Here is a 26,158-nt window from a genome sequence, read left to right as displayed (position 1 = left end):
TCTTTGAAAAAACGCGGGAATCAGAGCAGCCGGGACAAGCGGGCCGGCAGCTTCCGGACGGATTTTACTTTGACATCGACCCAACCGGGCCGCGTCAGCCGTTTTGGCGGATGGGCGGTGCCGATCGGGTCGCCCACTTTCAGGTACTGCGTAACCCACACCGTGCGCATCCCCAGCGCATGGGCCGTGCGCAGGTTGGCCAGCGTGTCTTCGACCAGGATACAGCGGCGCGCCGGCACGCGCTGGTGGCGCATGACCTTGCGCAGCAACAGTTTCGATGGCTTGGGCCGCAGCTGCCCGTGGACCCGCATCGATTCGATGGCGATGTGGTGGGCGAACTGGCGGTGGATGCCCAGGTGGCGCAGGACCTTCGTCGAGTAGCGATGCGGCGCGTTGGTCAGCAGGATTTTGCGTCCCGGCAGCTGGCGCAGCAAGCTGCCCAGTCCTTTTTCGTGGCGAATCATCGACAGCAGGTCGTCCATGTCGTGCGTCTCGCGCAGGAAGTGGTCGGCCCGCACGCCGTGATGCCGGATCAGTCCCAGCAACGTGGCGCCATAGCGCTTCCAGTACAGCGTGCGCGCCGCGTTGACGGCGTCGATGCCGGCGGGCGTGACGCCATCGCCCAGCACGCGCGCGATATACGTGTTCATGTTCGCCATGATCGCGGGGAAGATGGCGTGGGACGCGTTGTGCAGCGTGTTATCGAGGTCGAACAGCCAGACCGGTGCGGAGGGTTTAATATTCACGTCTGTTGAAATAGAAGGACAGCATGAGACGCCTGATTATAGTGATGTTTACGAGCCTGCTCTGGTTTACGACCGGGCTGGCGCCGTCCTTCTCCCATGCACGGGAAAGCGGGCTGGCGCCCAACCGGGGCGCGTTGTTTCGCATCGAGCAGGGCAGCCACGTGGCCTGGCTGTTCGGCACCATCCACGTGGGCGCAAACAGTTTTTATCCGCTGGAGCCGCGCCTGATGACGGCGCTGCGCGAGGCGGACGCGCTGGCACTGGAAGTCGATCCGCTCGGCGCGCAGGACGAGATCGCGCGTGCCGTGCGCGAACATGGCATGTACCAGAACGGGCGCGGGCCGGCCAGCGCCGAGCTGCCCGCCGCGTATCGGCCGAAACTCGATCGCCTGCTGCGCCAGTACGGCATCGACCCGCGCACGGTGGCGCTGATGAAGCCGTGGATGATCGCCAGCCTGCTAGCCGTGCGCGAGTTCGAGGCGCAGGGCTACCAGGCCGACCTGGCCGTCGATGCCTGGCTGTCGCGGCAGGCGCATGCGCGCGGCCAGAAGGTGGTGGAACTGGAGTCGGTCGGTGCGCAGATGGCGCTGTTCGGACGCATGAGCGCCGCCGACCAGGCGCGCTTCCTGCGCGAGAGCATCGACGCGATCGAGGACAAGGAACAGGCCATTGACGCGCGCGTCATCGCCCAGGCGTGGCAAAGCGCGGACGCCGCGGCACTGGACCGCATTGCGGCCAAGACTGCCAGCGACACGACCTACTCCGGAAAATTCGTCAGCCAGGTGTTGCTGGCCGAGCGCAATCCGGGCCTGGCGGACGGCGTCGCGCACCTGCTCAAGACGGAGCGGCGCAGCGTGGCAGCCATCGGCGTGCTGCACCTGGTTGGCGCAGGCAGCGTGCCGGACTTGCTGTGCAAGAAAGGATTGCGGGTGGAGCGGGTGTACTGACAGGCGGGGAGGGTGCTGCGGGCAGGGAGCTGAACCGATGGTGCCCTTTACGTGGATTGAACACGTGGCCTCTCCCTTACCAAGGGAGTGCTCTACCACTGAGCTAAAAGGGCATTGAAAGAACCGGGCGGCGCTGCGTTGTGACTACTGTTGCTGCTGCGCCGCCGATTTTTTAATGAGACCGGATCATAGTGCCAAACGCCTGTTCGGTCAACACTTCCAGCAGCAGACTATGTTCAATGCGCCCGTCGATGATGTGGACCGTATTGACGCCCGATTTGGCCGCGTCCAGCGCGGACGAGATCTTCGGCAGCATGCCGCCGGAGATGGTGCCGTCGGCGAACATCTCGTCGATCTCGCGCGCCGACAGGTCGGTGACCAGGTTGCCGTTCTTGTCCTGCACGCCCGCGATATTGGTCATCATGATCAGTTTTTCAGCCTTCAGGATTTCCGCGATCTTGCCGGCCACGACGTCGGCATTGATGTTGTAGGCCTGGCCATCCTGACCGAAACCGATCGGCGAGATGATCGGGATGAACGCGTCGTCCTGCAGCGCTTTCACGACCGCTGGATTGATCGCATCGATCTCGCCGACAAAGCCGATGTCCAGGTACTGGCCGGGATTCTGCTTGTCAGGCATCGCCATCTTGCGCGCGCGGATCAGGCCACCGTCCTTGCCCGTCAGGCCGACGGCCTGGCCGCCGTAGTGATTAATCAGCATCACGATATCCTGCTGCACTTCGCCGCCCAGCACCCACTCGACCACTTCCATGGTTTCCTCGTCGGTGATGCGCATGCCCTGCACGAAGGTGCCCTGCTTGCCGATTTTTTTCAGCGCATTGTCGATCTGCGGACCGCCGCCGTGCACCACCACCGGATTCATGCCCACCAGTTTCAGCAGGATCACATCGCGCGCGAAGCCGTGCTTCAGGCGCTCGTCGGTCATCGCATTGCCGCCGTATTTGATGACGATGGTTTTGCCATGAAAATTGCGGATGTACGGCAGAGCCTCGGCCAGGATTTGTGCCTTGATCTGCGGCGAAACCGCGGTCAGGTCGTCTGCTGGCATGTCCAGGCTCAAGTTGGTCAGTTGGGTCATGGCGGGTCCGGTAAAAATATTGTGGCGATTTTACAGCGAAGCGGCAGGCTCCGGCACGGCGGCCGGCGGCGCGCCTGTCGCGGCGCAGCGCGATTTTACGGCGTGCCTGCGCATTATAGGGCCAAAGATTGTATTTTCGACGCGCTTGCGCTAGGCTCGCCCCATGAGCACCTGCGAGCGCTGCGGCGCGACCTTTCACTGTGCGATGGCGGTCCCGGGGCCCGACGGCAAGGCCGACCCTGCACCCTGCTGGTGCACGACCTTGCCCCCGGCCGTGCCGGTGCCGGACGTGCAGGCTGCTGTCGGCTGCTGGTGTCCGACATGCCTGCGCGCCCATATTCTGGCCCATCCCGCGGCCGTGCCGGCGCCGCCTAGCCGGTCCTGACGGTGCTGAAGAAGCGCATCATTTCGCGGCTGGCATCCGGCCCTTTGCCATCGGTATAACTGCCCGTCGCGCTGCCGCCGGACCAGGCATGGCCGGCCCCGTGGATCACCCAGTGCTCGGCCAGCGGCGAACCGTCGTGCAGCCAGTGCTTGATGCGCGTGTAGGCATGGCCGTCCGGTACGCGGCCCGCCAGCCGCGATGGCCGCGAGGTGCCGCCCAGCGGGTGGCTGCGCAGGCCTTGCGCCAGCAGTTCCTCGCCGTTGACCGGATGGACGGTCGTGTCCTGGTCGCCGTGGAACACGATCATTGGCAGGCCGGCGCTGTTGGTGCGGCTGGCGCCCGCCGCGCCGCGCTGCATGGCCGACAGCGCCGACGGCAGGTCGCGCGCCGCTGCGTAGGGCAGGCCGGAATGCACGCCGACGGCGCGGAACAGCTCCGGATACAGCGTGCCAACGATGATTGCCATCGCGCCGCCGGCGGACATGCCGGCGATATACACCTGGTTGCGTGCGACGGGATAGTGCGCCAGCACCTGTTCCGTCATGCCGGCGACGATGGACGGCTCGCCCTGGCCGTGACGCTGGTCGAGCGCATTGAACCAGTTCCAGCAGCGCGAGTTGTTGGCATCCGGGGACTGCGCCGGATACAGCACGAAGCACTTGCGTTCCTCGGCCACGGCGTTCATCTGCGTGCCGGCGGCGAAGTCGTCCGGATCCTGCGCGCAGCCGTGCAGCATCACGACCAGGGGCAGCCGCTGCCCCCGCCATGTCGACGGAATATAGAGCTTATAGCGGCGCGTGCCTGCATCGTTGCTGTAGACGCCGTGCAGAAACCGGGCCCCCGGCTGCAGGGGAGGCGGCACGGGTGGCGGCGCGTCGAAGACGGCTTCGGGCAGCTCGAAGGCCGCAGGAAAGTCGAACGTGCCGTCAGGGAAGGCGTTGCGACCGAAGATGGCTTCCGCCGTCTTTCGGACCTGGGTAAACCATAGTTGACCGTGTTTCATGAGTACCTCGGAGGCTGGTGGATTCGTCAGTTGCGCCAGCCTTGCGGATTTCACACCGCAATGACTGCCGCCGCGCTACCTGCACGCTGGGTACACTCTTCCTCGAGTACAACCTTGGCGCACTTCGGGACTGCGTCTCCTCGGCGCTCCGTGTTCGATCAATCGCGTTCCACGGGCCTTGTTTCGGGCCAGTATAGCCAGAATCGCCACGGACCGGCGCCACACTGTATCGGCTAGAATACGGCTTACCATTCAACTCCACCTCACCATGAATTCTGTTCCGCCGCCGGAGAGTGCACCGCCTCTGGCATCGCCCGTGCCGTCCCCGTGCGTCAGTCTGTGCAAGATGAATCGCGATACGGGTTACTGCGAGGGCTGCCTGCGCACGATTGACGAAATCGTCGCATGGGCCAATGCCAGCGACGACTACAAGCGCGCCGTGTGGGCCCAATTGCGGCGCCGCGAGCAGACGATCGATTTCGATTAAGCTACCGCCCATGTCCTTCTATCGACCCGAACGCACCATCTCGGGGCCAAGCTACGGCCGTGGTTTCAAGACCATCGCTGCCATCCTGACGATCGCGCTGGCTGCCTACGCCGTCAGCGTGGCCGTGCGCTATCCGCTGCCGGCGTTCAGCTTTGGCGTGCAGGCCCTGTTGCTGGGAGCCGGTGCGATGCTGGCCGTCAGCCTGTACTGGTTCCTGCATGCCACGACGACCATCGACGCCGACGGCATCCGCCAGACGGGCGTGATCGATAAAAGGGTGCGCTGGGATGAAGTGCGCGGCGCGAAGATGATCGGCATCCCGTACCTGTCGTGGCTTTTCCCGCCGCGGATGATCGTGCGCACCGGGACGGCGTTTGCCACGTTCAATGGCGGCACACAGGACGTGCTGGTGGAATTCGCCAGGATATCCCTGGCTTTCCAGTTAAAGCGATGAACACATTACCCGACTCCATCCGCGTCTTCGAACGCGGCTGGCTCTCCGCCAACAACATCCTGCTGGCTGGCCCCGACGACACGGCGCTGGTCGACAGCGGCTACGTCACGCACGCGCCGCAGACCGTGGAACTGGTGCGCCACGCGCTGCAGGGCCGGCCGCTGCAGCGCCTGTATACGACGCACCTGCATTCGGACCACTGCGGCGGCAACGCGGCGCTGCAGGCGCATTACGGCTGCGCCACCTATGTGCCGGCGGAGGAAGAGGACAAGGTGCGCCGCTGGGACGAGGACGCGCTGACGTTCAAGGCTACCGGCCAGCAATGTCCCCGGTTCGCCATTGCCGGCACAGTAGCGCCGGGCGACATCCTGACGCTGGGCGGCAACGAGTGGCACGTGCTTGGCGCCCCCGGCCACCACGCCCATTCGCTGATCTGGTACTGCCCGCAATATAAAGTGCTGATTTCCGCGGACGCGCTGTGGCACAACGGCTTCGGCGTCATCTTCCCGGAACTGGAAGGCGACGCCGGCTTCGCCGAGGCGGCGGCCACGCTGGACGTCATCGCCGGACTGGACGTGGACATCGTCATCCCGGGCCACGGCGCCGTCTTCGACGACGTCGGCGCGGCGCTGCAGCGGGCCCGCCGCCGGCTCGATTTCCTGTCGTCGAAGCCATCCAACAATGCGGAATACGGCGTCAAGGTGCTGCTCAAATTCCTGCTGCTGGACCGCCAGAAGATCGCCGTGGCGGACGTGGCGCCGCTGCTGGCATCGATCCCGGTCGTCGTCGAATCGAACCGGCGCTACCTGCATAAAAGCAAAGAAGAGCTGGCCGCGTGGACCATCAAGCAACTGGTGCGGGGACTGGCCGCGAAGGTCGAGGGCGACTACCTCGTCAACGCCTGACAGCCGAGCTCCTGACAACAAAGGGGTCAGGCACGCAAACTGTCACGGCCTCGGCGCTAGCCATCAAAGGCTGAGCTCATGACAGTTCTGGTGCCTGGCCCCGATGTTGTCACCGAGGGCGACTACCTCGTCAACGCCTGACAGCCGAGCTCGTGACAACAAAGGGGTCAGGCACAAGAACTGTCACGGCCTCGGCGCCAGCCACTTAAAGGCTGAGCTTGTGACAGTTTTTGTGCCTGACCCCGATGTTGTCACCTTGGTGGGACACGGTGCGGCTGTGGATAGAGCGTTCCATCTAGAATTCGCACGACCGTACTTTTTCGGGTCTATAATCGGCTGCATCCTCCCTTAACCTTTACTTACTTTGCGCGAGTCGACCATGGCCCTGCCTCCAGTGCTGCAAAACCTGTCCCTTCCCGTTATCGCTTCGCCGATGTTCATCGCCAGCGGCCCGGCCCTGGTGGCGGCGCAGTGCAAGGCCGGCATTGTCGGCTCCTTTCCGGCGCTGAACGCGCGGCCGGCCGAGCTGCTCGATACGTGGCTGACGGACCTGCAGGCCGAGCTGGCCGATTTCCAGCGCGCCAATCCGGACAACAAGGTCGGCCCCATCGCCGTCAACCAGATCGTGCACCAGTCGAACGACCGCCTGGCGCATGACGTCGAAGTCTGCGTCAAGCACCAGGTGCCGATCATCATTTCGTCGCTGCGCGCGCCGCCAAAGGAGATGCTGGACGCGATCCACAGCTACGACGGCATCGTGCTGCACGACGTGGTGTCGATCCGCCACGCGCAGAAGGCGCTGGAAGCCGGGGTCGATGGCCTGATTCTCGTCGCCACGGGCGCCGGCGGCCATGCTGGCACGTTGTCGCCGTTCGCGCTGGTGGGCGAAGTGCGCAAGTTCTTCGACGGCCCGATCGCGCTGTCCGGCTCCATTGCCACCGGCGACGCGATCCTGGCCGCGCAGGCGATGGGCGCCGACTTTGCCTACATCGGCTCGCGCTGGCTGGCCACGCAGGAATCGAACGTGAGTCAGGATTACCGGGATGCGATCGTCGAATCGGCAGCGGCGGACATCGTCTACACCAACCTGTTTACGGGCGTGCACGGCAACTACCTGAAGAAATCGATCGTCGCCGCCGGCCTCGATCCGGAAGCGCTGCCCGAATCGGACAAGAGCAAGATGAGCTTCGGCTCCGGCAGCGCCAAGGCGTGGCGCGATATCTGGGGTGCGGGGCAGGGGGTGGGCCTGATGGACGACATCCCGACCGTGGCCGAGATGGTGGAGCGCTTGAAGGCGGAGTACGCCGCCGCGCGCGCGCGGCTGGCGCTGTAAGCAAAAACTGGAAAACCGGAGCCAGGCACCGGTTTTGAAAATAACCGGTGCCTGGCTCCGGTTATTTCTATCTCGCTTATCTGGCCGGCGCCGGAGCCAGCGTCTCATGCTGCGATGCCTGGCGCGACGGGGCCTTGTGCACCATCGTATAGGCGTAGTCGACGCCCATGCCGTATGCGCCCGAGTGTTCCCTGACGATGTCCATGACGGCATCGTAGCTGTCGCGGTGCGCCCAGTCGCGCTGCCATTCCAGCATCACCTGCTGCCAGGTCACCGGCACGACGCCGGCCTGGATCATGCGCTGCATGGCATAGTCATGCGCTTCCTTCGACGTGCCGCCCGACGCGTCGGCCACCATGTAGATTTCGTAGTCGCCTTCGAGCATCGCGCACAGGGCGAAGCTGTTGTTGCACACTTCCGTCCACAGGCCGGCAACGACCACTTTCTTCCTGCCGTTCTGCGCCAGGGCGTCGCGCACCTTCTGGTCGTCCCACGAGTTCATCGACGTGCGTTCCAGGATCGGCTGGCCCGGGAATACGTCCAGCAGTTCCGGGTACGTATTGCCCGAGAAGCTCTGCGTTTCCACAGTCGTGATGATGGTCGGGATGTTGAACACTTTCGCCGCCTTGGCCAGCGCGACGGTGTTGTTCTTCAGGACTTGCCGGTCGATCGACTGCACGCCGAATGCCATCTGCGGCTGGTGATCGATGAAGATGATCTGGCTGTTGTGCGGGGTCAGGACTTCCAGTTTTGCATTGCTCATTTTTTGTACCTCGTCGGTTGTAGGGTATGCAAAAATGGTAAGTCTTTCGCGCGCCCGCGCCCATCGGGCTTAGGAAGGGGCAGGCGTCTCCCCCAAAGTGGGGTTACGCGACCCGGGTTACGCGACTTCGGCGCCAGCAGGCGGAGCATTGCCGCCTTGTCCTGTTCGCGTATTGCCGCGACAAACGCGCTGGCCAGCGCCGCGGCGCGGCCGCCACCACCCGAGCCACACCATGATGATCCCCACCGTGATCGACAGACGGGCCGCGCCGAACGGGCCTACGACATTGATTCGCGGCTGCTGCGCGAGCGCATCGTCTTCCTCGTCGGCCCCATCGGCAACGACACGGCCAACCTGGTCGTCGCCCAACTGCTGTTCCTGGAGGCGGACAACCCGGACAAGGACATCTCACTGTCCATCAACTGCCCGGGCGGGTCCGTCTACGCAAGTATGGCGATTATGGACACGCTGCGCTTCATCCGCCCGGCGGTGGCTGCACGGGCTTCGCGGCCAGCGTGGGCGCGTTCCTGCTGGCGGCCAGGAGAAGGGCAGCGCTGCGCACTGCCGAACGCCCGCATCATGATCCACCAGCCCAGCGGCGGATCGCAAGAGACGGCGGCGGACGTGGAAATCCATACGAAGGAAGTGCTGTATCTGCGCGAGCAGCTCAACCGCATCATGGCGGAGAACACGGGCCAGGATAGCGCTTGCATTGCCCGCGGCAGGGAGCGAGACAACTTCATGTCGGCTTCATGTCGGCCCGCAGCGCCGTCGATTATGGCCTGGCCGATGCAGCGCTGGAGTGTCCCCAGGGCCGAACGGTCAGCCCGTCGACAGATCCTCGCCGCGCAGGGCCCACAGGCCCGGCAGGTTGCGCCAGTAGCCGTAAGCGTCCATGCCGAAGCCGACGACAAAGCGGTTGGGGATCGTCAGCCCGACGATATCGGGATGGATCGGTTTGATCTTGCCGATGGCCTTGTCGGCAAAGACGGCGATGACGACTTCGCGCGCGCCCATGTCCAGCAGGCGCTGCTTGACGTGCGCCAGCGTTTCGCCCTCGTCGAGGATATCGTCGACGACGATGACGGTGCGGCCCTCGACGTTCGAACGGGGCACGACCTTCCACACCACTTCACCGCCGCGGTCCTCGTCGCCGTAGCGGCTGACGTGGATGTAGTCGAATTCAAGGGGAAAGGTCAGCTGCGGCAGCAGGTGGCCCGTGAACACGACGGCGCCGCCCATCACGCCCAGCACAAGGGGGAATTCGTCGTCGTGGCCGAAGCGTTCGTTCAGCGTGCGCGCCACATTGCTGACGGCGTGCTGCACGGCGGCTGCGTCAAAGATCTCTTCCGCGTTGTCGAGCAGGGCGCGGGCGCGTTGATGGTGAAATTCATACATATGCGTTGACGGCGGGGTGAGTAATGGCCCGATTATCCGTCATATTGGGCGCGACGGTCGCACGTGGCAGTGCTCAGGTCGCCCCGGCAATCTCGCGCTGCAGTTTCTTCGTCAGTCTGGCGAATACCAGCTCATACGCCCGGATCAGCAATTGCGCCGCCTCGGCATCGGAAACGGCCTTCGGGTCGGCAGTCTGCACCCATTTTGCCCGCGCCAGATACGGCGCGGGGACGATGCCCGGGCGGTCGGTCAGGGCCAGAAACGCATCGTCGTCGACCTTGAAGCTGATCCTGCTGGCGCCCGGTGTCGCGCCCGTCAGCGCAAACATTTTCGTGCCGACGGAAAACACCAGGGCTTCGCCCCATTTGATGTCTTCCGTTGCGCCGGGAAAGCCGCGGCACAGTGTTTTTGCTTTGTTGAGGTTCATGACAAACGGTCGGTGAGCAGGGAATGGCCTGTGCTGCCAGCGTAGTCGGTTCTGCCAGACTCGTCCAGAGGGGAGTAACTTACAGTACGGAAGTGATGTTGCTATTTCAATATCTTTATAATTGCGATAGCATGGCACAGTCTTATAAAACAGCCCGTCACCAGCTTGTCTCAAATAGGTGACTCAACCTACGTTCAGTGAATATATGAAAAACCAGATCTACATGAAAGCGGTGGCGGTAAGTCTTTGCCTGCTCTCTGCGGCAGCGCACGCGCAATCGAAGTTTTCCCTGACCAACCTCAGCTCCCTGTCTCCGCAGGGGGACGCCGTCTGGAACAGCATTAACAATGCGGGCGATATCGTCGGTACAGACGGATATAATGTCAATGTCTACAGTAACGGTGCGCTGAAGCAATATGAGGTGGGATATTATAGCTGGGACGCCAGTGCCTTCATCGGCAACGACGGCACCGTTGCCTACACGGTATGGGGCAATTATCAGAATCTTGAAATGGACCGGTCATATGTCCTGAAGAACGGGGTAATACAGGAAATAAAACCGCTGTATCCGGATATTTATCGCGGCGGTACTTATGCCAGGGCCATGAACGACAGCGGTGTGGTGGTGGGCAGCGGTTCGCACTACAATTCCGAATGCTCCAGTAGCGACTGGGGCTGCGAATACCGCTCGCCGTGGAGCCGGGCAATCATTTATCAGAACGGGCAGACGACGGACCTCGGCACGCTGGGTGGCAACACCGCTTCGGCACATGGCATTAACAACCAGGGGGTGATCGTCGGCGTGTCGACGACCAGCCCCGATGCCGATAAGAACACTGTTTTTGTCTACACCGATGGCGCGATGCGTTCGCTGGACATCACCGCCAATGGTGCAGTCTTCATCAACGATGCCGCCCAGATCGCCGGCAAAGAGTGGGGCCCGAACGGCAATGAAGCATGGCTCTACGATCACGGCAAGGTCACGGCGCTGGGGCTGACCGACCGTTCCAACGTCGTGCTGGACATGAACAACGCCGGCCAGGTGGTCGGCAGCGGCGACAATCTCCGCTTCTGGCTGTACGCGGGCGGTGAAACCATCGACCTGAACACGCTGCTGCACGAGGACGGCTGGTGGATCGATAGCGTCCTCGACCTGAACGACCGGGGCCAGATCCTTGCCACCGCCCGGCGCAACGGCGGCGCGTTGCAGTACGTGCTGCTGACGCCCGACCAGGCCCCCATCTTGCTGCCACCGGGTGTACCCCCTGGTGTGCCGCTGCCGGTGCCGGAGCCCGGCACCTACGCCATGCTGATCGGCGGCCTGGGCGTGCTGGCGGCCTGGCGCCGTCGCCGTACGGCCTGACCCGCTGTTGCGCCTTTCATGATGCCTGTGTTAGTGCCCTAACAAAGTCTGGCGCCACCCTGATTTAGCCTGTCAGTCAACTGGTTGAATCTTGGGAGTCATTATGGCAAGGATGAGTGGACACAACTGGAACCTGCATGAAAGGCTGCTGGCGAATCGGGACCCGCTGCGTCCGGCCGCCCGGATTTCGCTGGGTACCAAGCTGCTGGTGGCGGCGGGCGCGTTGACGGCGGCCTATCTGGTCGTACGCAGCAAGACGAAACAGGCCGAGGCGGAGCACCCGCCGGCCGGCCAGTTCGTCGACGTCGATGGCGTCCGGCTGCACTATCTGGAGCGGGGCGCCGGCCCTGTCGTCGTTCTGCTGCACGGCAATGGCGCCACGTCGCAGGACTTCGAGCTGTCCGGCCTGATCGACATGCTGGCGAAGGACCACCGCGTGATCGCGTTCGACCGGCCCGGCTTCGGCTACAGCGAGCGTCCCCGCAGCACCGTCTGGACACCGGCCGAGCAAGCCACCTTGCTGTGCAATGCGTTGATCCAGCTCGGCGTGGATCAGGCCCGGGTGCTGGGCCACTCCTGGGGCACGCTGGTGGCGCTGTCCATGGCCATGGAAAATCCGACGCTGGTGCGCGGCCTGGTGCTGCTGGCCGGCTATTACTACCCCAGCCCGCGCCTGGACGTGGCGCTGGCGGCGGCGCCGGCCATTCCCGTGCTGGGCGACGTGATGCGCTACACCGTGTCGCCGCTGCTGGGCCGCCTGGCATGGAACCGGCTGGTGCGGCGCATCTTCAGTCCCAGGGCGCCGGCCAGCAGTTTCTCGCGCTGGCCGAAGTGGCTGTCGCTGCGGCCTTCGCAACTGCGCGCGGCCGGCGCCGAGTCGGCGCTGATGATTCCCGCAGCGGCGGCGCTGCGGCACCGCTACGGCGAAATCACCATGCCCGTCACGATCTTCACGGGGGGCGGCGACAAGATGGTGGCACCCGCGCCGAACGCCGAGCGTCTGCACCGCGAACTGCTGCAAAGCCAGCTGCATACGGTGCAGGATGCGGGCCACATGCTGCATTACGTGGCGCAGGACGAAATCGTGCGTGCCGTGCGCGACATGGTCGAGGGCCGGCCCGGCATGGACTTCCAGCAGACGACGCACCACGGCGATCCCACGCCGCGCATCCTGCACTGAGTGGCAGCGGCGGTGGAAACACGGCAAGTTGTATCATTAGGCCTTGACCAAGGCTACAGCCGCACAATGCGCACAATGTCCACACCGCCCACACCGCCCCTGTCTACCCAAGCCGACATTCCTGCCCGCCTGGAAGCGCTGCGCCAGGCCATGCGCCGCCATGGCGTCGACGCGTGCATCGTGCCGTCGTCCGATCCGCACCTGTCCGAATACCTGCCCCCGCGCTGGCAGGGGCGCCAGTGGCTGTCCGGCTTCACTGGCTCCGTCGGCACGTTCATCGCCACGCAGGACTTCGCCGGCGTGTGGACCGATGGCCGCTACTGGACGCAGGCCGAGGACGAGCTGGCCGGCACCGGCATCGCCCTGATGAAGATCTCGTCCGGCGCCAGCACGCAGTACATCGACTGGCTGGCGGAGACGTTGCGGCCGGGCCAGGTGATCGCCGTCGACGGCGCCGTGCTGGGGCTGGCGATCGCCCGCCAGTTGCGCCAGGCGCTCGACGCGCGCGGCATTGCGCTGCGCACGGACCTCGATGTGCTGGACGACGTCTGGACCGACCGGCCCGGCCTGCCCGACGCGCCCGTGTCCGAGCACCTGCCGCCGTATGCAACCACGTCGCGTGCCGCCAAACTGGCCGCGTTGCGCGTGGCGATGGCCCAGCACGGCGCCGAACGCCATCTGATCTCGACGCTGGACGATATCGCCTACCTGTTCAACCTGCGCGGCGCGGACGTGTCGTACAACCCGATCTTCGTCGCGCACGCACTGGTTGGACCGGAGCGCGCCACGCTGTTTGTCGCCGAGGGCAAGGTGCCGGCCGACGTACGTGCCGCGCTGCAAGCCGACGGCGTCGACGTGGCGCCGTACACGGACGTGGCCAACGCGCTGGCGGAGCTGGCGCCGGGGACGACATTGCTGCTGGACCCGCGCCGCGTCACGCACGGCACCCGCCAGGCCGTGCCGACGCAGCTGACCGTGCTGGAAGCGATCAACCCGACCACGTTTGCCAAGTCGCGCAAGACCGATGACGAGGCGGCCCACGTGCGTGCCACGATGGAGCAGGACGGGGCGGCCCTGTGTGAATTCTTCGCCTGGCTGGAAGACGCGCTGGCACGCCGGCACGAACAACCGCTGACGGAGGTGGACATCGACCGCCACATCACGGCGGCGCGGGCGCGGCGCCCCGGTTTTGTCAGCCCCAGCTTCGGCACCATCGCCGGCTTCGGCGCCAACGGCGCCATCATGCACTACCGCGCCACGCCTGCCGGCTGCGCACGCATCCAGGGCGATGGCCTGCTGCTGATCGATTCGGGCGGGCAGTACGAGGGCGGCACGACCGACATCACCCGTGTCGTACCGGTCGGTGCGATCACGGTGGAGCACCGGCGCGACTTCACGCTGGTGCTGAAGGGGATGATGGCCTTGTCGGCCACGCGCTTCCCGCGCGGCACTCGCTCGCCGCTGCTGGACGCCATTGCGCGCGCGCCGATCTGGTCGGCCGGCATCGACTTCGGCCACGGCACGGGACACGGCGTCGGCTACTTCCTGAACGTGCACGAGGGACCGCAGTCGATCTCCCCGTCGACGATGCCGGACCCGCACACGGCCATGGAACCGGGCATGATCACGTCGATCGAGCCCGGCATCTACCGGCCCGGCAAGTGGGGCATCCGCATCGAGAACCTCGTGCTCAACCGGCTTGCCGGCACGACGGAGTTCGGCCAATTCCTCGCCTTTGAAACACTGACCCTGTGCCCTATCGATACGCGCTGTATCGACCGCACTTTGCTGCGCGCCGACGAAGTCGCGTGGCTGAACGATTACCATGCCACCGTGCTGCAGCGCCTGCGTCCGCACGTGCAGGGCGCCGCGCTGGCATGGCTGGAAGAAAGGACAACACCATTATGAGCAACCGCTCCACCCGTGCTTCGAACGCCATCGACCGGCTCAAGGAGCGCAGCGGCAATCCCGGCTGGTCGATGTCGCGTACCGGCAGCGGCCATTTCTTCCTGACCGAGGGGCCGGGCCAGCCGCCGCTGTGCCCACCGATGGAGCTGGACGAATTCGTCGCGTTCGTCAATGCGCAGGGACCGCAGACACCACGGCGCATCAGCAAGCTCGATGTCGCGTTTGAAAAACAGCTGACGAAAAAACCGCCGAAGGCGTAATCATGCCGACCTCCGAGTTCTTCGGCGCGTACTGGTCCGGCAGCGAGCTGGCGACGAATGGCGTCATCCTGCTCAACCTGATCGGCGCGCTGCTGCTCGGCATGCTGGTCGGGTACGAGCGGGCGTATCACGGACGTGCGGCGGGCATGCGCACCTATGGCCTCGTGTGCATGGCATCGGCCGCACTGACGGTCGTCGGCGGCTACCCGGACTTCTGGTTCGGCGGCCATACCGCCAACGCCGTGATGGGCACTGATCCGACCCGCGTCATCCAGGGCATCGTCACCGGCATCGGTTTTCTCGGCGCCGGCGTCATCATGCGCGAAGGCTTCAATATCAGTGGCCTGACGACGGCCGCGTCGATCTGGGCGTCTTCCGTCATCGGCATCCTGGTCGGCGTCGGCTTCTACCTGGCCGCGATGGGACTGGCCTTGCTGTGCGCGATGGTGATGATTTACCTGTCCAAGATCGAGCTGCTGCTGCCGTCGCGCCATGCCATCGCCATCACCATGCGTTTCAAGGCGGGTTTTACGCCGCAGGAGGAACAGTTGCGCAAGCTGGCCCGCGACCGCGGTTACGAGGTGGCGGGCGGCTCGCTCATGATCAGCCAGGAAGAGGGCAAGATGGAATGGCGCTTCGTCGCCCTGGCTTTGGGCAAGCGCGCCGGCGCGCCGCTGCCGCAGCTGGCGGCCGAGATGGCGCGCTTCGAGGGGATCGACGCGTTTCATCTGACCCATGCACGCAACTGAGGCACGCAACTGAAACGGAAAGAAAAGATGCTCGTCACCGCACAAGACGTACTGGATTTCTGGTTCCTGCCGATCGGCGCGAAGGGCCATAACACGCAGCGTGCCGAATGGTTCCGCAAGGACGACGCCTTCGACCGCGAGATATTCCGACTGTTCGGCGAAGCCGTCGACACTGCGCTGGCGGGCGGCCTGCGCCAGTGGGATGACGAGGGCACGCAGGGCGCGCTGGCCCGCATCCTCGTGCTGGACCAGTTCACCCGCAACGTCTACCGCGGCACACCGAAAGCGTTTGCGGGCGACGCACTGGCGCTGGAGGCGGCTCTGGCACTGGACGACGCGGGCGCTCATCAGACGCTCCCGCCGGTGCAGCGCGCCTTTGCCTATATGCCGTTCGAGCATGCGGAAAACCTGGCGATGCAGGAGCGCTCGGTGCTCCTGTTCGACAAGCTGAACGCCTCCGCCGCAGGTTTCGAGAGCATGCTCGATTACGCGCGGCGCCACTATGACGTGATCCGTAAATTCCGCCGCTTCCCGCACCGCAATGCGATTCTGGGACGCCAGTCGACGCCGGAGGAAATCGCGTACCTGGCGCAGCCGGGGTCGGGCTTCTGATGCGGTCCCTGTCCATCATCGGCGCCGGTCACGTGGGGCGCGTGCTGGGACGGTTGTTCCACCGGCAGGGCGCGTTTGCCGTGCGGGACGTGCTGGCCCGCTCGCCCGCGTCGGCGCAACGCGGCGTCGACTTCATCGGGGCCGGGCGCGCGATGCCTGGCTATGCCGGGCTGCGCGCGGCCGACTGCTACATGCTGGCCGTGACGGACGACCAGATCGGCAGCGCATGTGTGGCGCTGGCGCAGCACGTCTGCCTGCAAGGCGCCATCGTGTTTCACTGCAGCGGCGCGCTGGCGTCGGACCGGCTGGAACCGGCCCGCGCGGCGGGCGCACGCGTCGCCAGCGTGCATCCGATTCGCAGCTTCGCCGATCCCGATGCCGTCGCCGGGGCATTTGCCGGCACGTTCTGCGGCATCGAGGGCGATGCGGCGGCTCTGCCCGTGCTGACGGAGGCGCTGGAGCGCATCGGCGCGCGGCCCGTGCCGATCGATGCGTCGGCGAAAACCGTCTATCACGCGGCGGCGGTCTTCGCCAGCAACTACCTGGTGACGGTGCTGGACGCCGCACTGCGCGCCTACCAGGCGGCCGGGATACCCGAGGACGTTGCACGCGAGCTGGCGCGGCCGCTGGCCCAGGAAACGTTATCGAATGTGTTCCGGCTGGGCGCACCGGCCGCGCTGAGCGGCCCGATCGCGCGGGGCGACTATGCAACTGTCGCGCGCCAGCAGGCCGCCGTGGCGGCATGGGATCTCGCCACCGGCGGCTTGTATGAGGCGCTCATCGCGCCGACGGCCGAGGTGGCTGCGCGCAAACAGTCATTCAGCAGCGCTATCTTATAGTCTACTCGCGGCTGCAAGACCGGCAGGCAATCTTGTCAGGACACCCTGTGTTTACTGCTCAATTCCGCCACGGTTCGTTGCTCGACAGCAAAAATATCCCCGTTGTGATCGACAAATTTGGCTGGAAGCAATAAGCTAGGCTACTCTTACTCCAACACAACACATTTTTCATCATCGGCGCGATGCCCTATCTGCGCCGGACAGGGGATCGTAATGCTATTTTTGAAATCCACTACCGTGACCAAGGCGCCCGGTATTTATGAAGTCGACATCGCCGCCAAACCGCCTGGCAAGACCTACGGCGTCTACATGGCAACGGACCCGGACAATCCGCCTGCCGCCGTGCTGGATGCGCTGGCCGCTGCCGGTTTCCAGCAGACCCACAGCTCGGGCTACACCCACAAGGACCGCGGCAAGGTGCTGGACCTGCACTTCCAGAAGGACGGCACCGACCTGTTCAAGGGCTGGAAAGCCGAAGAGTGCGAAGCCAATATGGCCGTCATCAACAAGGTGTTTGGCGACGTCGGCATCACCGTGACGCCACGCGTCATGTCGCTGGCCGAAGCCTACGCATAACAGCGCGAACTTCAGCTCGCCACTCTTCGGGGACAGGCCCCAGCCTTCGGTTCGCCGAAGGCTGGCCTGTCCCCGAATTTTTTACGCCAGCACGTCGATGTGATACAGCGCCCAGGGGCAGCCGCTGAACCGCTCCGGCAGCGCCTTGGCCGCCATCTCGGGCAGGCGGTCGGCATCGTACAGGGCCCACAGCGGCCCCAGGCCGCCCAGCGCCATCGGCTGGCCGTCCAGGTGCGTGGCGACGATATAGCGGCGGGCGTGGGCCTGCGCGACCGTGATCGCGGCCGCATAGCCGTCCACCGCCCGCAATGCCATCCGCGTGCTGCCGGTCAGCGTGGCACCAGCCGCTTTCAGCACGTCCGTCAGCAGCGGCCCGACGAGGGTGTGGACCTTGCCGTCGTACTCCAGCGTGGGGCGGATCGTCACGGCGGGCAGCTTCGTCAGCGCCGCGAAATCGAACGTCCACGCCTTGTCGAAGGTCAGCTTCTGCTTGTGCATCATCTGGTCCGTCACCGGATCGAACGGCGCCCGGTTGGCGCGGGCAATCGCGCCCGTGACGGTCAGCAGGGCGGGGCCCCTGGAGGTCGTGGCGGCAAAGGCGGGAACGGCAGCGGGCAGCGCGCCGGTGGCCGCCAGCGCGGCCAGGAAATCGCGTTTCTTCATTGATGCATCCCCCGTTGGTTGTGGTCCGGTATCATAATCCGATGGACCTGTTCTCCGCCCCCGACACCCTGCAGCCGATCCCCATCGACGATGGTGAGCTGTCGTTCCTGTCGCAACTGGCGCTGCCGGCGCCCAATGACGTCATCCTGCAGCGCCTGCTGGAGGAGATCGACTGGAAAGAGGAAACGATTTTTGTCTGGGGCAAGGAGCAGAAGCAGCCGCGCCTGTCCGCCTGGTATGGCGAAGCCGCGTACACGTATTCGCGCCGGCTGTTCACGCCGTTACCGTTCACGCCGCTGTTGGCCGAACTCAAGACAATTGTCGAAGGCGTCACCGGCCATCGCTTCAACAGCGTGCTGCTGAACTGCTACCGCAACGAGCGCGACAGCGTAGGGTTTCACAGCGACGACGAGCCGGAGCTGGGGCCAACGCCCGCCATCGCCTCGCTGACGTTCGGTACGACCCGCACCTTCATCCTGAAACACAAGACGCTGCCGAAAACCGTCAAGATCGACCTGACGGATGGCAGCCTGCTGCTGATGGCGGGCATGCTGCAACGGCACTGGAAGCACGGCATCAACAAGGAAACGAAGGAACGCGGCGTGCGCGTCAACCTGACATTCCGGCTGATCGCCTGACCGTTTTGCGCCGGCGGCCAAGCCCATCCGTGCGCCAGCTCACACAACAAAAAGTCAAGCCGAACCGTGGCATCTGGGGCGATAAACCGTCATTTCAATAGCGATTACAACTACTAACAATTATTACGCAAATGGACCTTTTATAAATCAAAGTCGATGCTATCTTGGCTTCGTCGCAGTTCTTTTACGAATGAACAGCGGCATGTGGCAGTTCAACCATTTGCTGAGAGATCAACATGAAAAAGACCATTTTTGCCGTAGTTGCCGCCGTTAGCGCCCTGGGCGCCGTTTCCGCACAAGCCGCCGATGGCGTGCCTTATGCCGGTGTTGGCGTTGTCGCCAGCGAGCACCGTTTCGATATCGACCAGCCGGGCAGCGGCATCGCCGTCGGTGACAAGAAGAGCACGGAGTGGGGTGGCAAGGTCTTCGCCGGCTACCAGTTCACGCCGATGTGGGCCATCGAAGGCGGCTACACCAATTTTGGTAAAGGCGACGTCGACTACCGTCTGAGCGGTGTCAACGGCACCCTCGAATCGAAATCCGAGTCGTTCTACCTGGCCGGTAAAGCCACTTATCCAGTCGCTGAAAAGGTCAATGTGTTCGGCAAGCTGGGTGTCGCGCACAACCGCAATGACGTGACCGGCTCCATGCTGGGCCTGAGCAGCAAGGACGAGTACAGCAAAAACAGCGTCTACGCGGCGCTGGGCACCGAGTACGCGATCAACGAGAAAGTCTCGCTGTCGCTGGAATACGAACACTACGGCAAGAGCGGCAACGACCTGGGCCGTCGCAAGGGCGGCGTCTCGCTGGGCGCCCGCTACAGCTTCTGATGGCGTACGCCAGACCTGCTGCGCAGCCGGTTTGACAGCAAAAAGGACCCTCGCGGGTAATGCCGTTCAGTTAAGGTAGCTTCTTGACCTTCCGGACGGCGTAACGCTTCGGCGTTGCCTTGACGGCCCGGTCGCATTTGCGGCCGGGCCGTTCGTCGTTCAGGAGGCTAACCAACCTTTCTCGTAGGTGCTTCATTGATGCAGGCAGTTTTCCGTACGACCTGGTGACCCCTGCCCAGTGCAGTTCAAACTGGATTAGGTGAAAAGCGCGGATGAAGCTTACCTCGGTCGGTTCACACTTGACGGCCAGTGCGGCTTTGGCGATTTCGAGCCGGATTAGGTTGTAAGCAATAAGAGTGCCCCAGATTTCCTGATATACCCCGTCCACGGTTTTCGAGCGCAGCGTCAGCGCTGTGCCGAGCATGGTCTGCTTGAGCTCCCGGTAACTCGTCTCAATTCCCCAGCGCTTGTCGTAGCAGAGGGCGATATCACTTGGCTTGTAGCGACGGCGGTCGCGTAGCGACGTCAGCAAGATGCGCTTGCGTGCTTGGGCGTCAACGACGGTGATTGCCCGCGCTTCCCAGAACTCGGGCAACTCTGGGCACTTGGCCCTGGCTTGGGGCGAGACGCGCATGCGCACCAGCATATCTTCGCTTTCGCCCTCGATTGCTTCCCACTTGGTATTCGATTTGGACGGGATGATGAAGTGCCGTTCAGCGCCGCTGCCTGTCAGGCCACATAAGATCTCGGCTGACAGAAAACCTCGATCGAAAACCGTCAGTGATTCATTCGGAATGGTGCCAAGCAGCTGCTTTGCATACAGCATTTCATTGGTCGAGTACGGCCCAAACACGGCGCTGTGTACCAAGTGCGTAGGGAGCGATGTCACGGTGACACCTCGCACCTGAGGATAGCTTGCGACCGTATCGCTCGCGTAGCTTTGCGCCCCGAAATGCTCGCGATTTTCCACCGTGTCGTGCGTACGCAAGGTTGTTCCGTCCATGGCGAACAACTGCAACCCCTTGAACAGATAGGCCTTCTTGTCCTGCGCAACCCAGTGCCTGGCCGAACGCTCGAATAGCCATTTCAAAGGTGCTTGTCCGACGCGTTGGCGGGCTTGTGCCGCAGCACTCTTGCTGACGAATGGCGTCTGTGAATCCGGTACCGCCAAACCAAGATCATCGAGCACTTCGCTGATGGATTTGTGCCTATACAAAGCCAGCGCGACCATCAGCCACACGACCTGCTCAGCGGGTAGACGCCGATGTCGGATACTGGCCGCCTCCGTGCTCAACACCGCCTGCTCGACCCATTCATACGGCAAATGCTCTCCCAGCCTCGCCCAATCAGGAGACTCGAGATGATTCGCTAGGAAATGCAGGGTGTCGTCGAACATGGCGACGAAGGTTAACAGTGATGCGGGGCGTTTACAACCGCAAAATAGAAATGCCGTTCAGTCTTAACTGAACGGCATTAACCCTCGCGGGTCCTTTTTTTATACCCGGCTGCGGGCTTACGTCGTCAGCGGCTTGTAACGGATCCGCTTCGGCTTGGCACCCTCTTCACCCAGGCGCTTCTTCTTGTCCGCTTCGTATTCCTGGTAGTTACCGTCGAAGAACGTGACCTGCGAGTTGCCTTCGAACGCCAGGATGTGCGTGGCGATCCGGTCGAGGAACCAGCGATCGTGGGAGATCACCATCACGGAGCCGGCGAATTCCAGCAGCGCGTCTTCCAGCGCGCGCAGCGTTTCGACGTCCAGGTCGTTCGACGGTTCATCGAGCAGCAGCACGTTGCCGCCCTTGAGCAGCGTTTTCGCCAGGTGCAGGCGGCCGCGTTCGCCGCCGGACAGGTTGCCGACGATCTTCTGCTGGTCGCCGCCCTTGAAGTTGAAGCGGCCGAGATAGGCGCGCGACGGCATTTCAAAGCGGCCGACGGACAGCATGTCCGCGCCGCCCGAGACGTCTTCGAACACCGTCTTGCTGTTGCCCAGCTCGTCGCGGCTCTGGTCGACCAGCGATACCTTGGCCGTCTTGCCGATGACGACTTCGCCGCTGTCGGGCTTGTCGATGCCGGCGATCATCTTGAACAGCGTCGACTTACCGGCACCGTTCGGGCCGATGATGCCGACAATGGCGCCTGGCGGCACCGTGAACGACAGGTTGTCGATCAGCAGGCGGTCGCCGAAGGCTTTCGACACGTTCTTGAATTCGATGACTTCGTTGCCCAGGCGTTCGGCGACAGGAATGAAGATCTCCTGCGTCTCGTTGCGTTTCTGGTATTCGTATTCGGACAGTTCGTTGAAGCGCGCCAGACGGGCTTTGGATTTCGCCTGACGGGCCTTCGGATTCTGGCGCGACCACTCCAGTTCCTTCTGCAACGCGCGCTGGCGGGCCGATTCCGTCGCCTCTTCCTGCTTCAGGCGGGCTTGCTTCTGGTCCAGCCACGAGCTGTAGTTGCCCTTCCATGGGATGCCGTGGCCGCGGTCCAGTTCCAGGATCCATTCGGCGGCGTTGTCGAGGAAGTAGCGATCGTGGGTGATGCCGACCACGGTGCCGGGGAAGCGCAGCAGGAACTGCTCCAGCCATTCGACGGATTCGGCGTCCAGGTGGTTGGTCGGCTCGTCGAGCAGCAGCATGTCCGGCTTGGACAGCAGCAGCTTGCACAGCGCTACGCGGCGCTTTTCACCGCCGGACAGCACGGCAATCTTCGCATCCCACGGCGGCAGGCGCAGCGCGTCGGCGGCCATTTCCAGTTGCAGGTTCAGGTTGCCGCCGTCGGAGGACGAGATGATCGCTTCCAGGCGCGCCTGTTCGGCCGCCAGCGCATCGAAATCGGCATCCTCTTCCGCATAGGCAGCGTAGACGGCGTCCAGTTTGGCTTGCGCTTCGAACGCTTCGCCCAGGCCCGATTCCACTTCCTGGCGCACGGTTTTTTCCGGGTCCAGCTGCGGTTCCTGCGGCAGGTAACCGATGTTCAGGCCCGGCATCGGGCGCGCTTCGCCCTGGATATCCGTATCGATGCCCGCCATAATTTTCAGCAACGTCGACTTACCGGAGCCGTTCAGGCCCAGCACGCCGATCTTCGCGCCCGGGAAGAAGGACAGCGAAATATCCTTGAGGATCTGGCGCTTGGGCGGGACGATTTTGCCCACGCGGTTCATGGTATAGACGTAATTTGCCATTTAGAAATAACTCGGATGGTTGTCAGTAAAGAAGGTCAACAAGGATACGCCAAACGCCGCCATCGGGCTAGACGCCATCGGGCCGGTCGGGACGATTTATGGGACAATCGCGGGCTTTTCATTATTGCTAATAGTTAAGAATGCGGACCAACCCGGCTTTTTATCGTCCCGATATCGACGGCCTGCGCGCAGTGGCCGTGCTTGCGGTCGTGCTGTTTCACGCGTTTCCCGGATTGGTACCCGGCGGTTTCGCCGGAGTCGATGTGTTCTTCGTCATCTCGGGCTATTTAATCACCGGCATTATTCTGCGCGGCCTGCAAACGGACAGTTTCAGCTTGGCCGAGTTCTATGGGCACCGTGCCCGCCGCATCCTGCCAGCGTTGCTGCTGGTGCTGTGCAGTTGCCTGGCATTTGGCTGGTACGAATTGCTGCCCGTCGAATATGCGCAGCTGAGCCGGCATGTGGCCGCCGGTGCCGGTTTTGTGCAGAACCTCGTGCTGTGGCGCGAGGCGGGCTATTTCGATACCGTTACCGAACTCAAGCCGCTGATGCACCTGTGGTCGCTGTCGATCGAGGAACAGTTTTATCTGCTGTATCCGCCGCTGTTATGGGCCGCGTGGCGCTGGCTGCGCCGTCCGGTGCGGGCGGTGGCCGCACTGGCACTGGCGTCGTTCGCGCTGGGCCTGGTGCTGACGTCGGCCGATCCCGTGCAGGCATTCTTCGGGCCCCACGCACGCATGTGGGAACTGCTGGCCGGCGGCCTGCTGGCCTTCCGCGGTCCTGCAGTCGCCAGCCAGCATGCACGCAGCGCCATGTCAATGGGCGGCCTGTTGCTGCTGGCGCTGGCGTACTGGGGACTGCGCGATGGCGCCTCCTACCCCGGCTGGCGTGCGCTGCTGCCCGTGGCAGGCGCCGCGTTGCTGCTGTACGCAGGGCCCCAGGGCATCGTCAACCGTGCGCTGGCCTGCCGGCCTCTCGTGCTGATCGGTGCCATCAGCTATCCCTTGTACCTGTGGCACTGGCCGCTGCTGGCGTTCGGCCGGATCGCCGACGCGTTGCCGGCGGCCGAGCGCAATGGCGCGGTGGTGCTCAGTTTCGTACTGGCGTGGCTGACGTGGCGCCTGGTGGAGCAGCCGATCCGCTATGGCGCCCGCCCGGGCCGCAAGGCCGCCGTGTTGTGTGCCATGCTGCTGTTGGTCGGGACGGTCGCCTGGACTGCGCCACCGCAGTCGGCGCAGCACGCTGCGCGCCTGGCCGCCTTCACCCGCGCCAACGCGAACAATGCGCAGCAGCCGCAATCGTGCCGGATGCTGACGGGACAGGATCATCCGGAAGACTGGTGCAATGGGGGGAACGCGGCAGGGCGCGAACCGGACACAGTACTGCTGGGCGACAGCTTTGCCAACGCCTACACGGCCATGCTGACGGCCGACGCCAGTACGCGGTTCGTCCAGTTCGGCCGCGGCCAATGTCCCGCGCTGCTTGACTATGGTCCCGCCTGGTGCCGTGAGATCGTACGGGCGCAGGCGGCTTACGTGGCGCAACATGCTGGCGTCCGGACGGTCATCCTGGCCGGTCATTGGCCCGCCTATGCGGGCGGCCAGCGCTGGAGCCGTTTCGATCATGAGGAAAGCACAGCGGCCTTCCATGCCGCGTTCCGGCGCACCGTCGAGCATTACCGTTCGCTGGGCCGCCATGTGGTCATCCTGCTGTCGCCGCCGACGGGCGCCAATCCCGCGACGTGCGTGCCCCGGCCCCTGCATCTGGTCGAGAAGAACATCTGCCGCCGCACCCTGGCGCAGGCACGGCAAAGCGATGGCGACTATCGCGTCACGCTGCTGCCATGGCTGGCCGCGCGCAACGTGGCCGTGTTCGATCCCTATCCCGTGCTGTGCGATGACCGGCAGTGCCGCCTGATGGACGGCGACCGCATGCTCTATGCCGACTGGCTGCACCTGAGCACCCATGGCGCGGGCTGGCTGGCGCTGCAGGGCCGGCCGGCGCTGCGCGCTGCGCTGGCCGTCAGGCCGTGACGGTGCGCCGGCCCGTCCACAACCCTTCGGCCACGTACAGCCCCAGCGCGCTCCAGATGACGATGAACCCGGCCAGCCGCGCCGGGGTAAAGGTCTCGTGGAACACGACGAGGCCGAGCAGCATCTGGATGGTGGGACCGATGTACTGCAGCATGCCCAGCACGGACAGCGGGATGCGGCGCGCGCCGGCGGCGAACAGCAGCAGCGGAATGGCGGTAATCGGACCGGCGGCGGCCAGCAGCCAGCGGGTCGCGTCGCTGGACGTCTCGATGAAGGCATTGGTGCCCGTCATCGTCAGCCAGCCGACATAGCCCGCCGCCAGCGGAAACAGCAACAGCGTCTCGAACGACAGCCCTTCCAGCGCCGCCAGCGCCGCCGTCTTGCGCAGCAGGCCGTAGGCGCCGAACGTCCCCGCCAGCAGCAGCGCGATCCACGGCAGCTGGCCGGCCTGCCATGTCAGCCACATCACGCCCAGTGCGGCGACGCCGATGGCGCCCCACTGGCCGGGCCGCAGGCGCTCCTTCAGCACCAGCAGGCCCAGCAGTACGTTAACGAGCGGGTTGATGAAGTAGCCCAGGCTGGCGTCGATCACGTGGCCGTTGTTGACGGCCCAGATATAGATGAACCAGTTGGCCGACAGCAGCAGCGCGGACAACGTGAACGTCGCCACCACCTTGGGCCGGCGCAGCACGTCGGGCAGCCATTTCCATTGCCGCCGCACCGTCAGCACCGCGCACAGGAAGACCAGCGACCAGACCATCCGGTGCGCCAGGATCTGCATGGGCGGCACATCATGCAGCGCCTTGAAGTACAGCGGGAACAGGCCCCAGATCAGGAAGGCCAGAGCGGCGTAGGCGATCCCGCGGTTCATGGCAGCGCCAGGTGCAGGATCGGATAGGGATTGCCGAACGGATCGCGTGGCGAACGGCCCACGGTGCGAAAGCCCAGGTGCGCGTAGAAGCCGGCGGCCTGGCGATTCTGTTCGTTAACGTCCACCTTGCGCGCACCCGCCGTGGCGACGGCAAACGCCACCAGCGTGCGCCCGGCCCCGGTACCGCGATAGTCCGGGTGGACGAACAGCATCTCGATGGTGCCGTCGGCAACGCCGAGGAAGGCGTATGGGCTGCCGCCTTCGTCGCGCAGGCAATGCAGCGGCGTAAAGTTGGCAAGCAGGTCCCGCACCAATGGTTTTAACCTGTCGATGGCGGCTTCGTCGAGAAAGTCGTGGGTGGCGCGCACCGACTTTTCCCACACCTCGAACAGGCGGGGCAGGTCGGCTGCGCTGGCTTGACTGATTGGCATCGTGTTCTTTCGTGAGTCGTGAAAAATACCACAATGCCGGGGTACCCGCACGGCAGCGCCTTGCGCTTGCTTTTCCG

General features: G+C 64.2%; 29 protein-coding genes, 1 tRNA gene and 1 pseudogene. 18 read left to right on the top strand and 13 right to left on the bottom strand.

Annotated elements, in window-relative coordinates; translation table 11 throughout:
* Window positions 1-20 precede the first annotated feature (20 nt).
* Window positions 21-746, bottom strand: a complete 726-nt coding sequence (locus E1742_RS15660) for a pyrimidine 5'-nucleotidase (RefSeq protein WP_134385917.1) — start codon at window positions 744-746, stop codon at window positions 21-23.
* A 23-nt stretch (window positions 747-769) separates the two neighbouring features.
* On the opposite strand from E1742_RS15660, the gene E1742_RS15655 reads away from it, so the two are divergent.
* Entirely contained in the window at window positions 770-1,693 is a 924-nt protein-coding gene (locus tag E1742_RS15655; RefSeq protein ID WP_229466005.1) for a TraB/GumN family protein, read from the top strand.
* Between the two features lie 38 nt (window positions 1,694-1,731).
* On the opposite strand, the gene E1742_RS15650 is transcribed toward E1742_RS15655, so the two are convergent.
* Both E1742_RS15650 and argB read right to left on the bottom strand, forming a co-directional pair.
* Window positions 1,732-1,806, bottom strand: a tRNA-Thr gene (locus E1742_RS15650).
* A gap of 59 nt (window positions 1,807-1,865) precedes the next feature.
* A complete protein-coding gene (argB, locus tag E1742_RS15645; RefSeq protein ID WP_181259275.1) occupies window positions 1,866-2,792 on the bottom strand; it encodes an acetylglutamate kinase in 927 nt (308 codons plus the stop codon).
* A 163-nt stretch (window positions 2,793-2,955) separates the two neighbouring features.
* Between argB and E1742_RS15640 the strand changes: the two genes are divergently transcribed.
* The gene (locus E1742_RS15640) at window positions 2,956-3,177 is read left to right on the top strand and encodes a cysteine-rich CWC family protein (protein ID WP_134385915.1); all 222 of its coding nucleotides are present in this window, start codon (window positions 2,956-2,958) and stop codon (window positions 3,175-3,177) included.
* On the opposite strand, the gene E1742_RS15635 is transcribed toward E1742_RS15640, so the two are convergent.
* Window positions 3,164-4,180 carry an extracellular catalytic domain type 1 short-chain-length polyhydroxyalkanoate depolymerase gene (locus E1742_RS15635; protein WP_134385913.1) on the bottom strand — a complete coding sequence of 339 codons (1,017 nt, stop codon included), beginning with the start codon at window positions 4,178-4,180 and terminating at the stop codon, window positions 3,164-3,166. The two genes, E1742_RS15640 and E1742_RS15635, sit on opposite strands and share 14 nt — an antisense overlap.
* Window positions 4,181-4,448: 268 nt before the next feature.
* Here E1742_RS15635 and E1742_RS15630 point away from each other — a divergent pair, with 268 nt between their 5' ends.
* From E1742_RS15630 to E1742_RS15615, 4 genes are all read left to right on the top strand, one after another.
* Complete coding sequence (locus E1742_RS15630) at window positions 4,449-4,667, top strand: DUF1289 domain-containing protein (RefSeq protein WP_134385911.1); 219 nt, start codon at window positions 4,449-4,451, stop codon at window positions 4,665-4,667.
* 10 nt (window positions 4,668-4,677) lie between these two features.
* A complete protein-coding gene (locus E1742_RS15625) occupies window positions 4,678-5,121 on the top strand; it encodes a hypothetical protein (RefSeq protein ID WP_134385909.1) in 444 nt (147 codons plus the stop codon).
* A complete protein-coding gene (locus E1742_RS15620; protein WP_134385907.1) occupies window positions 5,118-6,026 on the top strand; it encodes an MBL fold metallo-hydrolase in 909 nt (302 codons plus the stop codon). Before E1742_RS15625 ends, E1742_RS15620 begins: the two co-directional genes overlap by 4 nt.
* A gap of 379 nt (window positions 6,027-6,405) precedes the next feature.
* A complete protein-coding gene (locus E1742_RS15615) occupies window positions 6,406-7,359 on the top strand; it encodes an NAD(P)H-dependent flavin oxidoreductase (protein ID WP_134385905.1) in 954 nt (317 codons plus the stop codon).
* 76 nt (window positions 7,360-7,435) lie between these two features.
* On the opposite strand, the gene E1742_RS15610 is transcribed toward E1742_RS15615, so the two are convergent.
* Together E1742_RS15610 and E1742_RS27395 are read right to left on the bottom strand one after the other, a co-directional pair.
* Window positions 7,436-8,122 (bottom strand): hydrolase, encoded by a 687-nt coding sequence (locus E1742_RS15610; protein WP_134385903.1) that lies wholly within the window; start codon window positions 8,120-8,122, stop codon window positions 7,436-7,438.
* A 117-nt stretch (window positions 8,123-8,239) separates the two neighbouring features.
* Window positions 8,240-8,491 (bottom strand): hypothetical protein, encoded by a 252-nt coding sequence (locus E1742_RS27395; protein WP_371860161.1) that lies wholly within the window; start codon window positions 8,489-8,491, stop codon window positions 8,240-8,242.
* Here E1742_RS27395 and E1742_RS26820 point away from each other — a divergent pair.
* Window positions 8,408-8,815: pseudogene (locus tag E1742_RS26820) on the top strand (ATP-dependent Clp protease proteolytic subunit); the annotation flags it as partial. The gene E1742_RS27395 and the pseudogene E1742_RS26820 overlap by 84 nt on opposite strands.
* Before the next feature lie 129 nt (window positions 8,816-8,944).
* On the opposite strand, the gene E1742_RS15600 reads toward E1742_RS26820, so the two are convergent.
* A complete protein-coding gene (locus E1742_RS15600; RefSeq protein WP_134385901.1) occupies window positions 8,945-9,520 on the bottom strand; it encodes a hypoxanthine-guanine phosphoribosyltransferase in 576 nt (191 codons plus the stop codon).
* A gap of 73 nt (window positions 9,521-9,593) precedes the next feature.
* Entirely contained in the window at window positions 9,594-9,947 is a 354-nt protein-coding gene (locus E1742_RS15595) for an MmcQ/YjbR family DNA-binding protein (RefSeq protein ID WP_134385899.1), read from the bottom strand.
* A gap of 205 nt (window positions 9,948-10,152) precedes the next feature.
* Between E1742_RS15595 and E1742_RS15590 the strand changes: the two genes are divergently transcribed.
* From E1742_RS15590 to E1742_RS15555, 8 genes are all read left to right on the top strand, one after another.
* Window positions 10,153-11,310 carry a PEP-CTERM sorting domain-containing protein gene (locus E1742_RS15590; RefSeq protein ID WP_134385897.1) on the top strand — a complete coding sequence of 386 codons (1,158 nt, stop codon included), beginning with the start codon at window positions 10,153-10,155 and terminating at the stop codon, window positions 11,308-11,310.
* A gap of 103 nt (window positions 11,311-11,413) precedes the next feature.
* On the top strand, window positions 11,414-12,490 hold the full coding sequence (locus tag E1742_RS15585) for an alpha/beta fold hydrolase (protein WP_229466003.1): 1,077 nt from the start codon (window positions 11,414-11,416) through the stop codon (window positions 12,488-12,490).
* Between the two features lie 75 nt (window positions 12,491-12,565).
* Complete coding sequence (locus tag E1742_RS15580; protein WP_134385895.1) at window positions 12,566-14,398, top strand: aminopeptidase P family protein; 1,833 nt, start codon at window positions 12,566-12,568, stop codon at window positions 14,396-14,398.
* Window positions 14,395-14,658, top strand: coding sequence for a hypothetical protein (locus E1742_RS15575; RefSeq protein WP_134385893.1), 264 nt, complete (start codon window positions 14,395-14,397; stop codon window positions 14,656-14,658). The genes E1742_RS15580 and E1742_RS15575 overlap by 4 nt, the downstream gene beginning before the upstream one ends.
* A 2-nt stretch (window positions 14,659-14,660) precedes the next feature.
* Window positions 14,661-15,407 (top strand): MgtC/SapB family protein, encoded by a 747-nt coding sequence (locus tag E1742_RS15570; RefSeq protein ID WP_134385891.1) that lies wholly within the window; start codon window positions 14,661-14,663, stop codon window positions 15,405-15,407.
* 27 nt (window positions 15,408-15,434) lie between these two features.
* The gene (locus E1742_RS15565) at window positions 15,435-16,019 is read left to right on the top strand and encodes a DUF924 family protein (RefSeq protein WP_134385889.1); all 585 of its coding nucleotides are present in this window, start codon (window positions 15,435-15,437) and stop codon (window positions 16,017-16,019) included.
* Window positions 16,019-16,858 (top strand): Rossmann-like and DUF2520 domain-containing protein, encoded by an 840-nt coding sequence (locus E1742_RS15560; protein WP_134385887.1) that lies wholly within the window; start codon window positions 16,019-16,021, stop codon window positions 16,856-16,858. The genes E1742_RS15565 and E1742_RS15560 overlap by 1 nt, the downstream gene beginning before the upstream one ends.
* 213 nt (window positions 16,859-17,071) lie before the next feature.
* Window positions 17,072-17,434, top strand: a complete 363-nt coding sequence (locus E1742_RS15555) for a hypothetical protein (protein ID WP_134385885.1) — start codon at window positions 17,072-17,074, stop codon at window positions 17,432-17,434.
* A gap of 81 nt (window positions 17,435-17,515) precedes the next feature.
* Here the strand turns inward: E1742_RS15555 and E1742_RS15550 are convergent, their stop codons facing one another.
* Window positions 17,516-18,097 carry a putative pterin-binding protein gene (locus E1742_RS15550; RefSeq protein WP_134385883.1) on the bottom strand — a complete coding sequence of 194 codons (582 nt, stop codon included), beginning with the start codon at window positions 18,095-18,097 and terminating at the stop codon, window positions 17,516-17,518.
* A 41-nt stretch (window positions 18,098-18,138) separates the two neighbouring features.
* Between E1742_RS15550 and E1742_RS15545 the strand changes: the two genes are divergently transcribed.
* On the top strand, window positions 18,139-18,735 hold the full coding sequence (locus E1742_RS15545; protein ID WP_134385882.1) for an alpha-ketoglutarate-dependent dioxygenase AlkB family protein: 597 nt from the start codon (window positions 18,139-18,141) through the stop codon (window positions 18,733-18,735).
* A gap of 236 nt (window positions 18,736-18,971) precedes the next feature.
* Window positions 18,972-19,565, top strand: coding sequence for an outer membrane beta-barrel protein (locus E1742_RS15540; RefSeq protein ID WP_134385880.1), 594 nt, complete (start codon window positions 18,972-18,974; stop codon window positions 19,563-19,565).
* Window positions 19,566-19,635: 70 nt separating this feature from the next.
* On the opposite strand, the gene E1742_RS15535 is transcribed toward E1742_RS15540, so the two are convergent.
* A complete protein-coding gene (locus E1742_RS15535; RefSeq protein ID WP_134383509.1) occupies window positions 19,636-20,961 on the bottom strand; it encodes an IS4 family transposase in 1,326 nt (441 codons plus the stop codon).
* Between the two features lie 117 nt (window positions 20,962-21,078).
* Window positions 21,079-22,746 carry an energy-dependent translational throttle protein EttA gene (gene ettA, locus E1742_RS15530; protein WP_134385878.1) on the bottom strand — a complete coding sequence of 556 codons (1,668 nt, stop codon included), beginning with the start codon at window positions 22,744-22,746 and terminating at the stop codon, window positions 21,079-21,081.
* A 140-nt stretch (window positions 22,747-22,886) separates the two neighbouring features.
* Here ettA and E1742_RS15525 point away from each other — a divergent pair, with 140 nt between their 5' ends.
* Window positions 22,887-24,779: an acyltransferase family protein gene (locus tag E1742_RS15525; RefSeq protein WP_134385876.1), complete on the top strand. Its 1,893-nt coding sequence runs from the start codon at window positions 22,887-22,889 to the stop codon at window positions 24,777-24,779.
* Here E1742_RS15525 and rarD read toward each other — a convergent pair.
* Both rarD and E1742_RS15515 read right to left on the bottom strand, forming a co-directional pair.
* Window positions 24,769-25,650, bottom strand: coding sequence for an EamA family transporter RarD (rarD, locus tag E1742_RS15520; protein ID WP_134385874.1), 882 nt, complete (start codon window positions 25,648-25,650; stop codon window positions 24,769-24,771). The two genes, E1742_RS15525 and rarD, sit on opposite strands and share 11 nt — an antisense overlap.
* Window positions 25,647-26,081 carry a GNAT family N-acetyltransferase gene (locus E1742_RS15515; protein ID WP_134385872.1) on the bottom strand — a complete coding sequence of 145 codons (435 nt, stop codon included), beginning with the start codon at window positions 26,079-26,081 and terminating at the stop codon, window positions 25,647-25,649. The genes rarD and E1742_RS15515 overlap by 4 nt, the downstream gene beginning before the upstream one ends.
* Window positions 26,082-26,158 lie beyond the last annotated feature (77 nt).

Origin of the sequence: Pseudoduganella plicata (assembly GCF_004421005.1) — a bacterium.
In the GTDB taxonomy this organism is placed as follows: domain Bacteria; phylum Pseudomonadota; class Gammaproteobacteria; order Burkholderiales; family Burkholderiaceae_D; genus Rugamonas; species Rugamonas plicata.
This window is presented reverse-complemented; position numbering and strand designations above follow the sequence as displayed.

Coding starts and splice junctions, on each gene's coding strand:
- E1742_RS15585 (WP_229466003.1), top strand. CDS start 11,414: ATGGCAAGGATGAGTGGACACAACTGGAACCTGCATGAAAGGCTGCTG.
- E1742_RS15560 (WP_134385887.1), top strand. CDS start 16,019: ATGCGGTCCCTGTCCATCATCGGCGCCGGTCACGTGGGGCGCGTGCTG.
- E1742_RS15610 (WP_134385903.1), bottom strand. CDS start 8,122: ATGAGCAATGCAAAACTGGAAGTCCTGACCCCGCACAACAGCCAGATC.
- E1742_RS15655 (WP_229466005.1), top strand. CDS start 770: ATGAGACGCCTGATTATAGTGATGTTTACGAGCCTGCTCTGGTTTACG.
- E1742_RS15640 (WP_134385915.1), top strand. CDS start 2,956: ATGAGCACCTGCGAGCGCTGCGGCGCGACCTTTCACTGTGCGATGGCG.
- E1742_RS15535 (WP_134383509.1), bottom strand. CDS start 20,961: ATGTTCGACGACACCCTGCATTTCCTAGCGAATCATCTCGAGTCTCCT.
- E1742_RS15590 (WP_134385897.1), top strand. CDS start 10,153: ATGAAAAACCAGATCTACATGAAAGCGGTGGCGGTAAGTCTTTGCCTG.
- rarD (WP_134385874.1), bottom strand. CDS start 25,650: ATGAACCGCGGGATCGCCTACGCCGCTCTGGCCTTCCTGATCTGGGGC.
- E1742_RS15630 (WP_134385911.1), top strand. CDS start 4,449: ATGAATTCTGTTCCGCCGCCGGAGAGTGCACCGCCTCTGGCATCGCCC.
- E1742_RS15540 (WP_134385880.1), top strand. CDS start 18,972: ATGAAAAAGACCATTTTTGCCGTAGTTGCCGCCGTTAGCGCCCTGGGC.
- E1742_RS15565 (WP_134385889.1), top strand. CDS start 15,435: ATGCTCGTCACCGCACAAGACGTACTGGATTTCTGGTTCCTGCCGATC.
- E1742_RS15625 (WP_134385909.1), top strand. CDS start 4,678: ATGTCCTTCTATCGACCCGAACGCACCATCTCGGGGCCAAGCTACGGC.
- E1742_RS15620 (WP_134385907.1), top strand. CDS start 5,118: ATGAACACATTACCCGACTCCATCCGCGTCTTCGAACGCGGCTGGCTC.
- E1742_RS15595 (WP_134385899.1), bottom strand. CDS start 9,947: ATGAACCTCAACAAAGCAAAAACACTGTGCCGCGGCTTTCCCGGCGCA.
- E1742_RS15615 (WP_134385905.1), top strand. CDS start 6,406: ATGGCCCTGCCTCCAGTGCTGCAAAACCTGTCCCTTCCCGTTATCGCT.
- E1742_RS15635 (WP_134385913.1), bottom strand. CDS start 4,180: ATGAAACACGGTCAACTATGGTTTACCCAGGTCCGAAAGACGGCGGAA.
- E1742_RS15555 (WP_134385885.1), top strand. CDS start 17,072: ATGCTATTTTTGAAATCCACTACCGTGACCAAGGCGCCCGGTATTTAT.
- E1742_RS15600 (WP_134385901.1), bottom strand. CDS start 9,520: ATGTATGAATTTCACCATCAACGCGCCCGCGCCCTGCTCGACAACGCG.
- E1742_RS15570 (WP_134385891.1), top strand. CDS start 14,661: ATGCCGACCTCCGAGTTCTTCGGCGCGTACTGGTCCGGCAGCGAGCTG.
- E1742_RS15515 (WP_134385872.1), bottom strand. CDS start 26,081: ATGCCAATCAGTCAAGCCAGCGCAGCCGACCTGCCCCGCCTGTTCGAG.
- E1742_RS15550 (WP_134385883.1), bottom strand. CDS start 18,097: ATGAAGAAACGCGATTTCCTGGCCGCGCTGGCGGCCACCGGCGCGCTG.
- E1742_RS15545 (WP_134385882.1), top strand. CDS start 18,139: ATGGACCTGTTCTCCGCCCCCGACACCCTGCAGCCGATCCCCATCGAC.
- ettA (WP_134385878.1), bottom strand. CDS start 22,746: ATGGCAAATTACGTCTATACCATGAACCGCGTGGGCAAAATCGTCCCG.
- E1742_RS15525 (WP_134385876.1), top strand. CDS start 22,887: ATGCGGACCAACCCGGCTTTTTATCGTCCCGATATCGACGGCCTGCGC.
- argB (WP_181259275.1), bottom strand. CDS start 2,792: ATGACCCAACTGACCAACTTGAGCCTGGACATGCCAGCAGACGACCTG.
- E1742_RS15580 (WP_134385895.1), top strand. CDS start 12,566: ATGTCCACACCGCCCACACCGCCCCTGTCTACCCAAGCCGACATTCCT.
- E1742_RS15575 (WP_134385893.1), top strand. CDS start 14,395: ATGAGCAACCGCTCCACCCGTGCTTCGAACGCCATCGACCGGCTCAAG.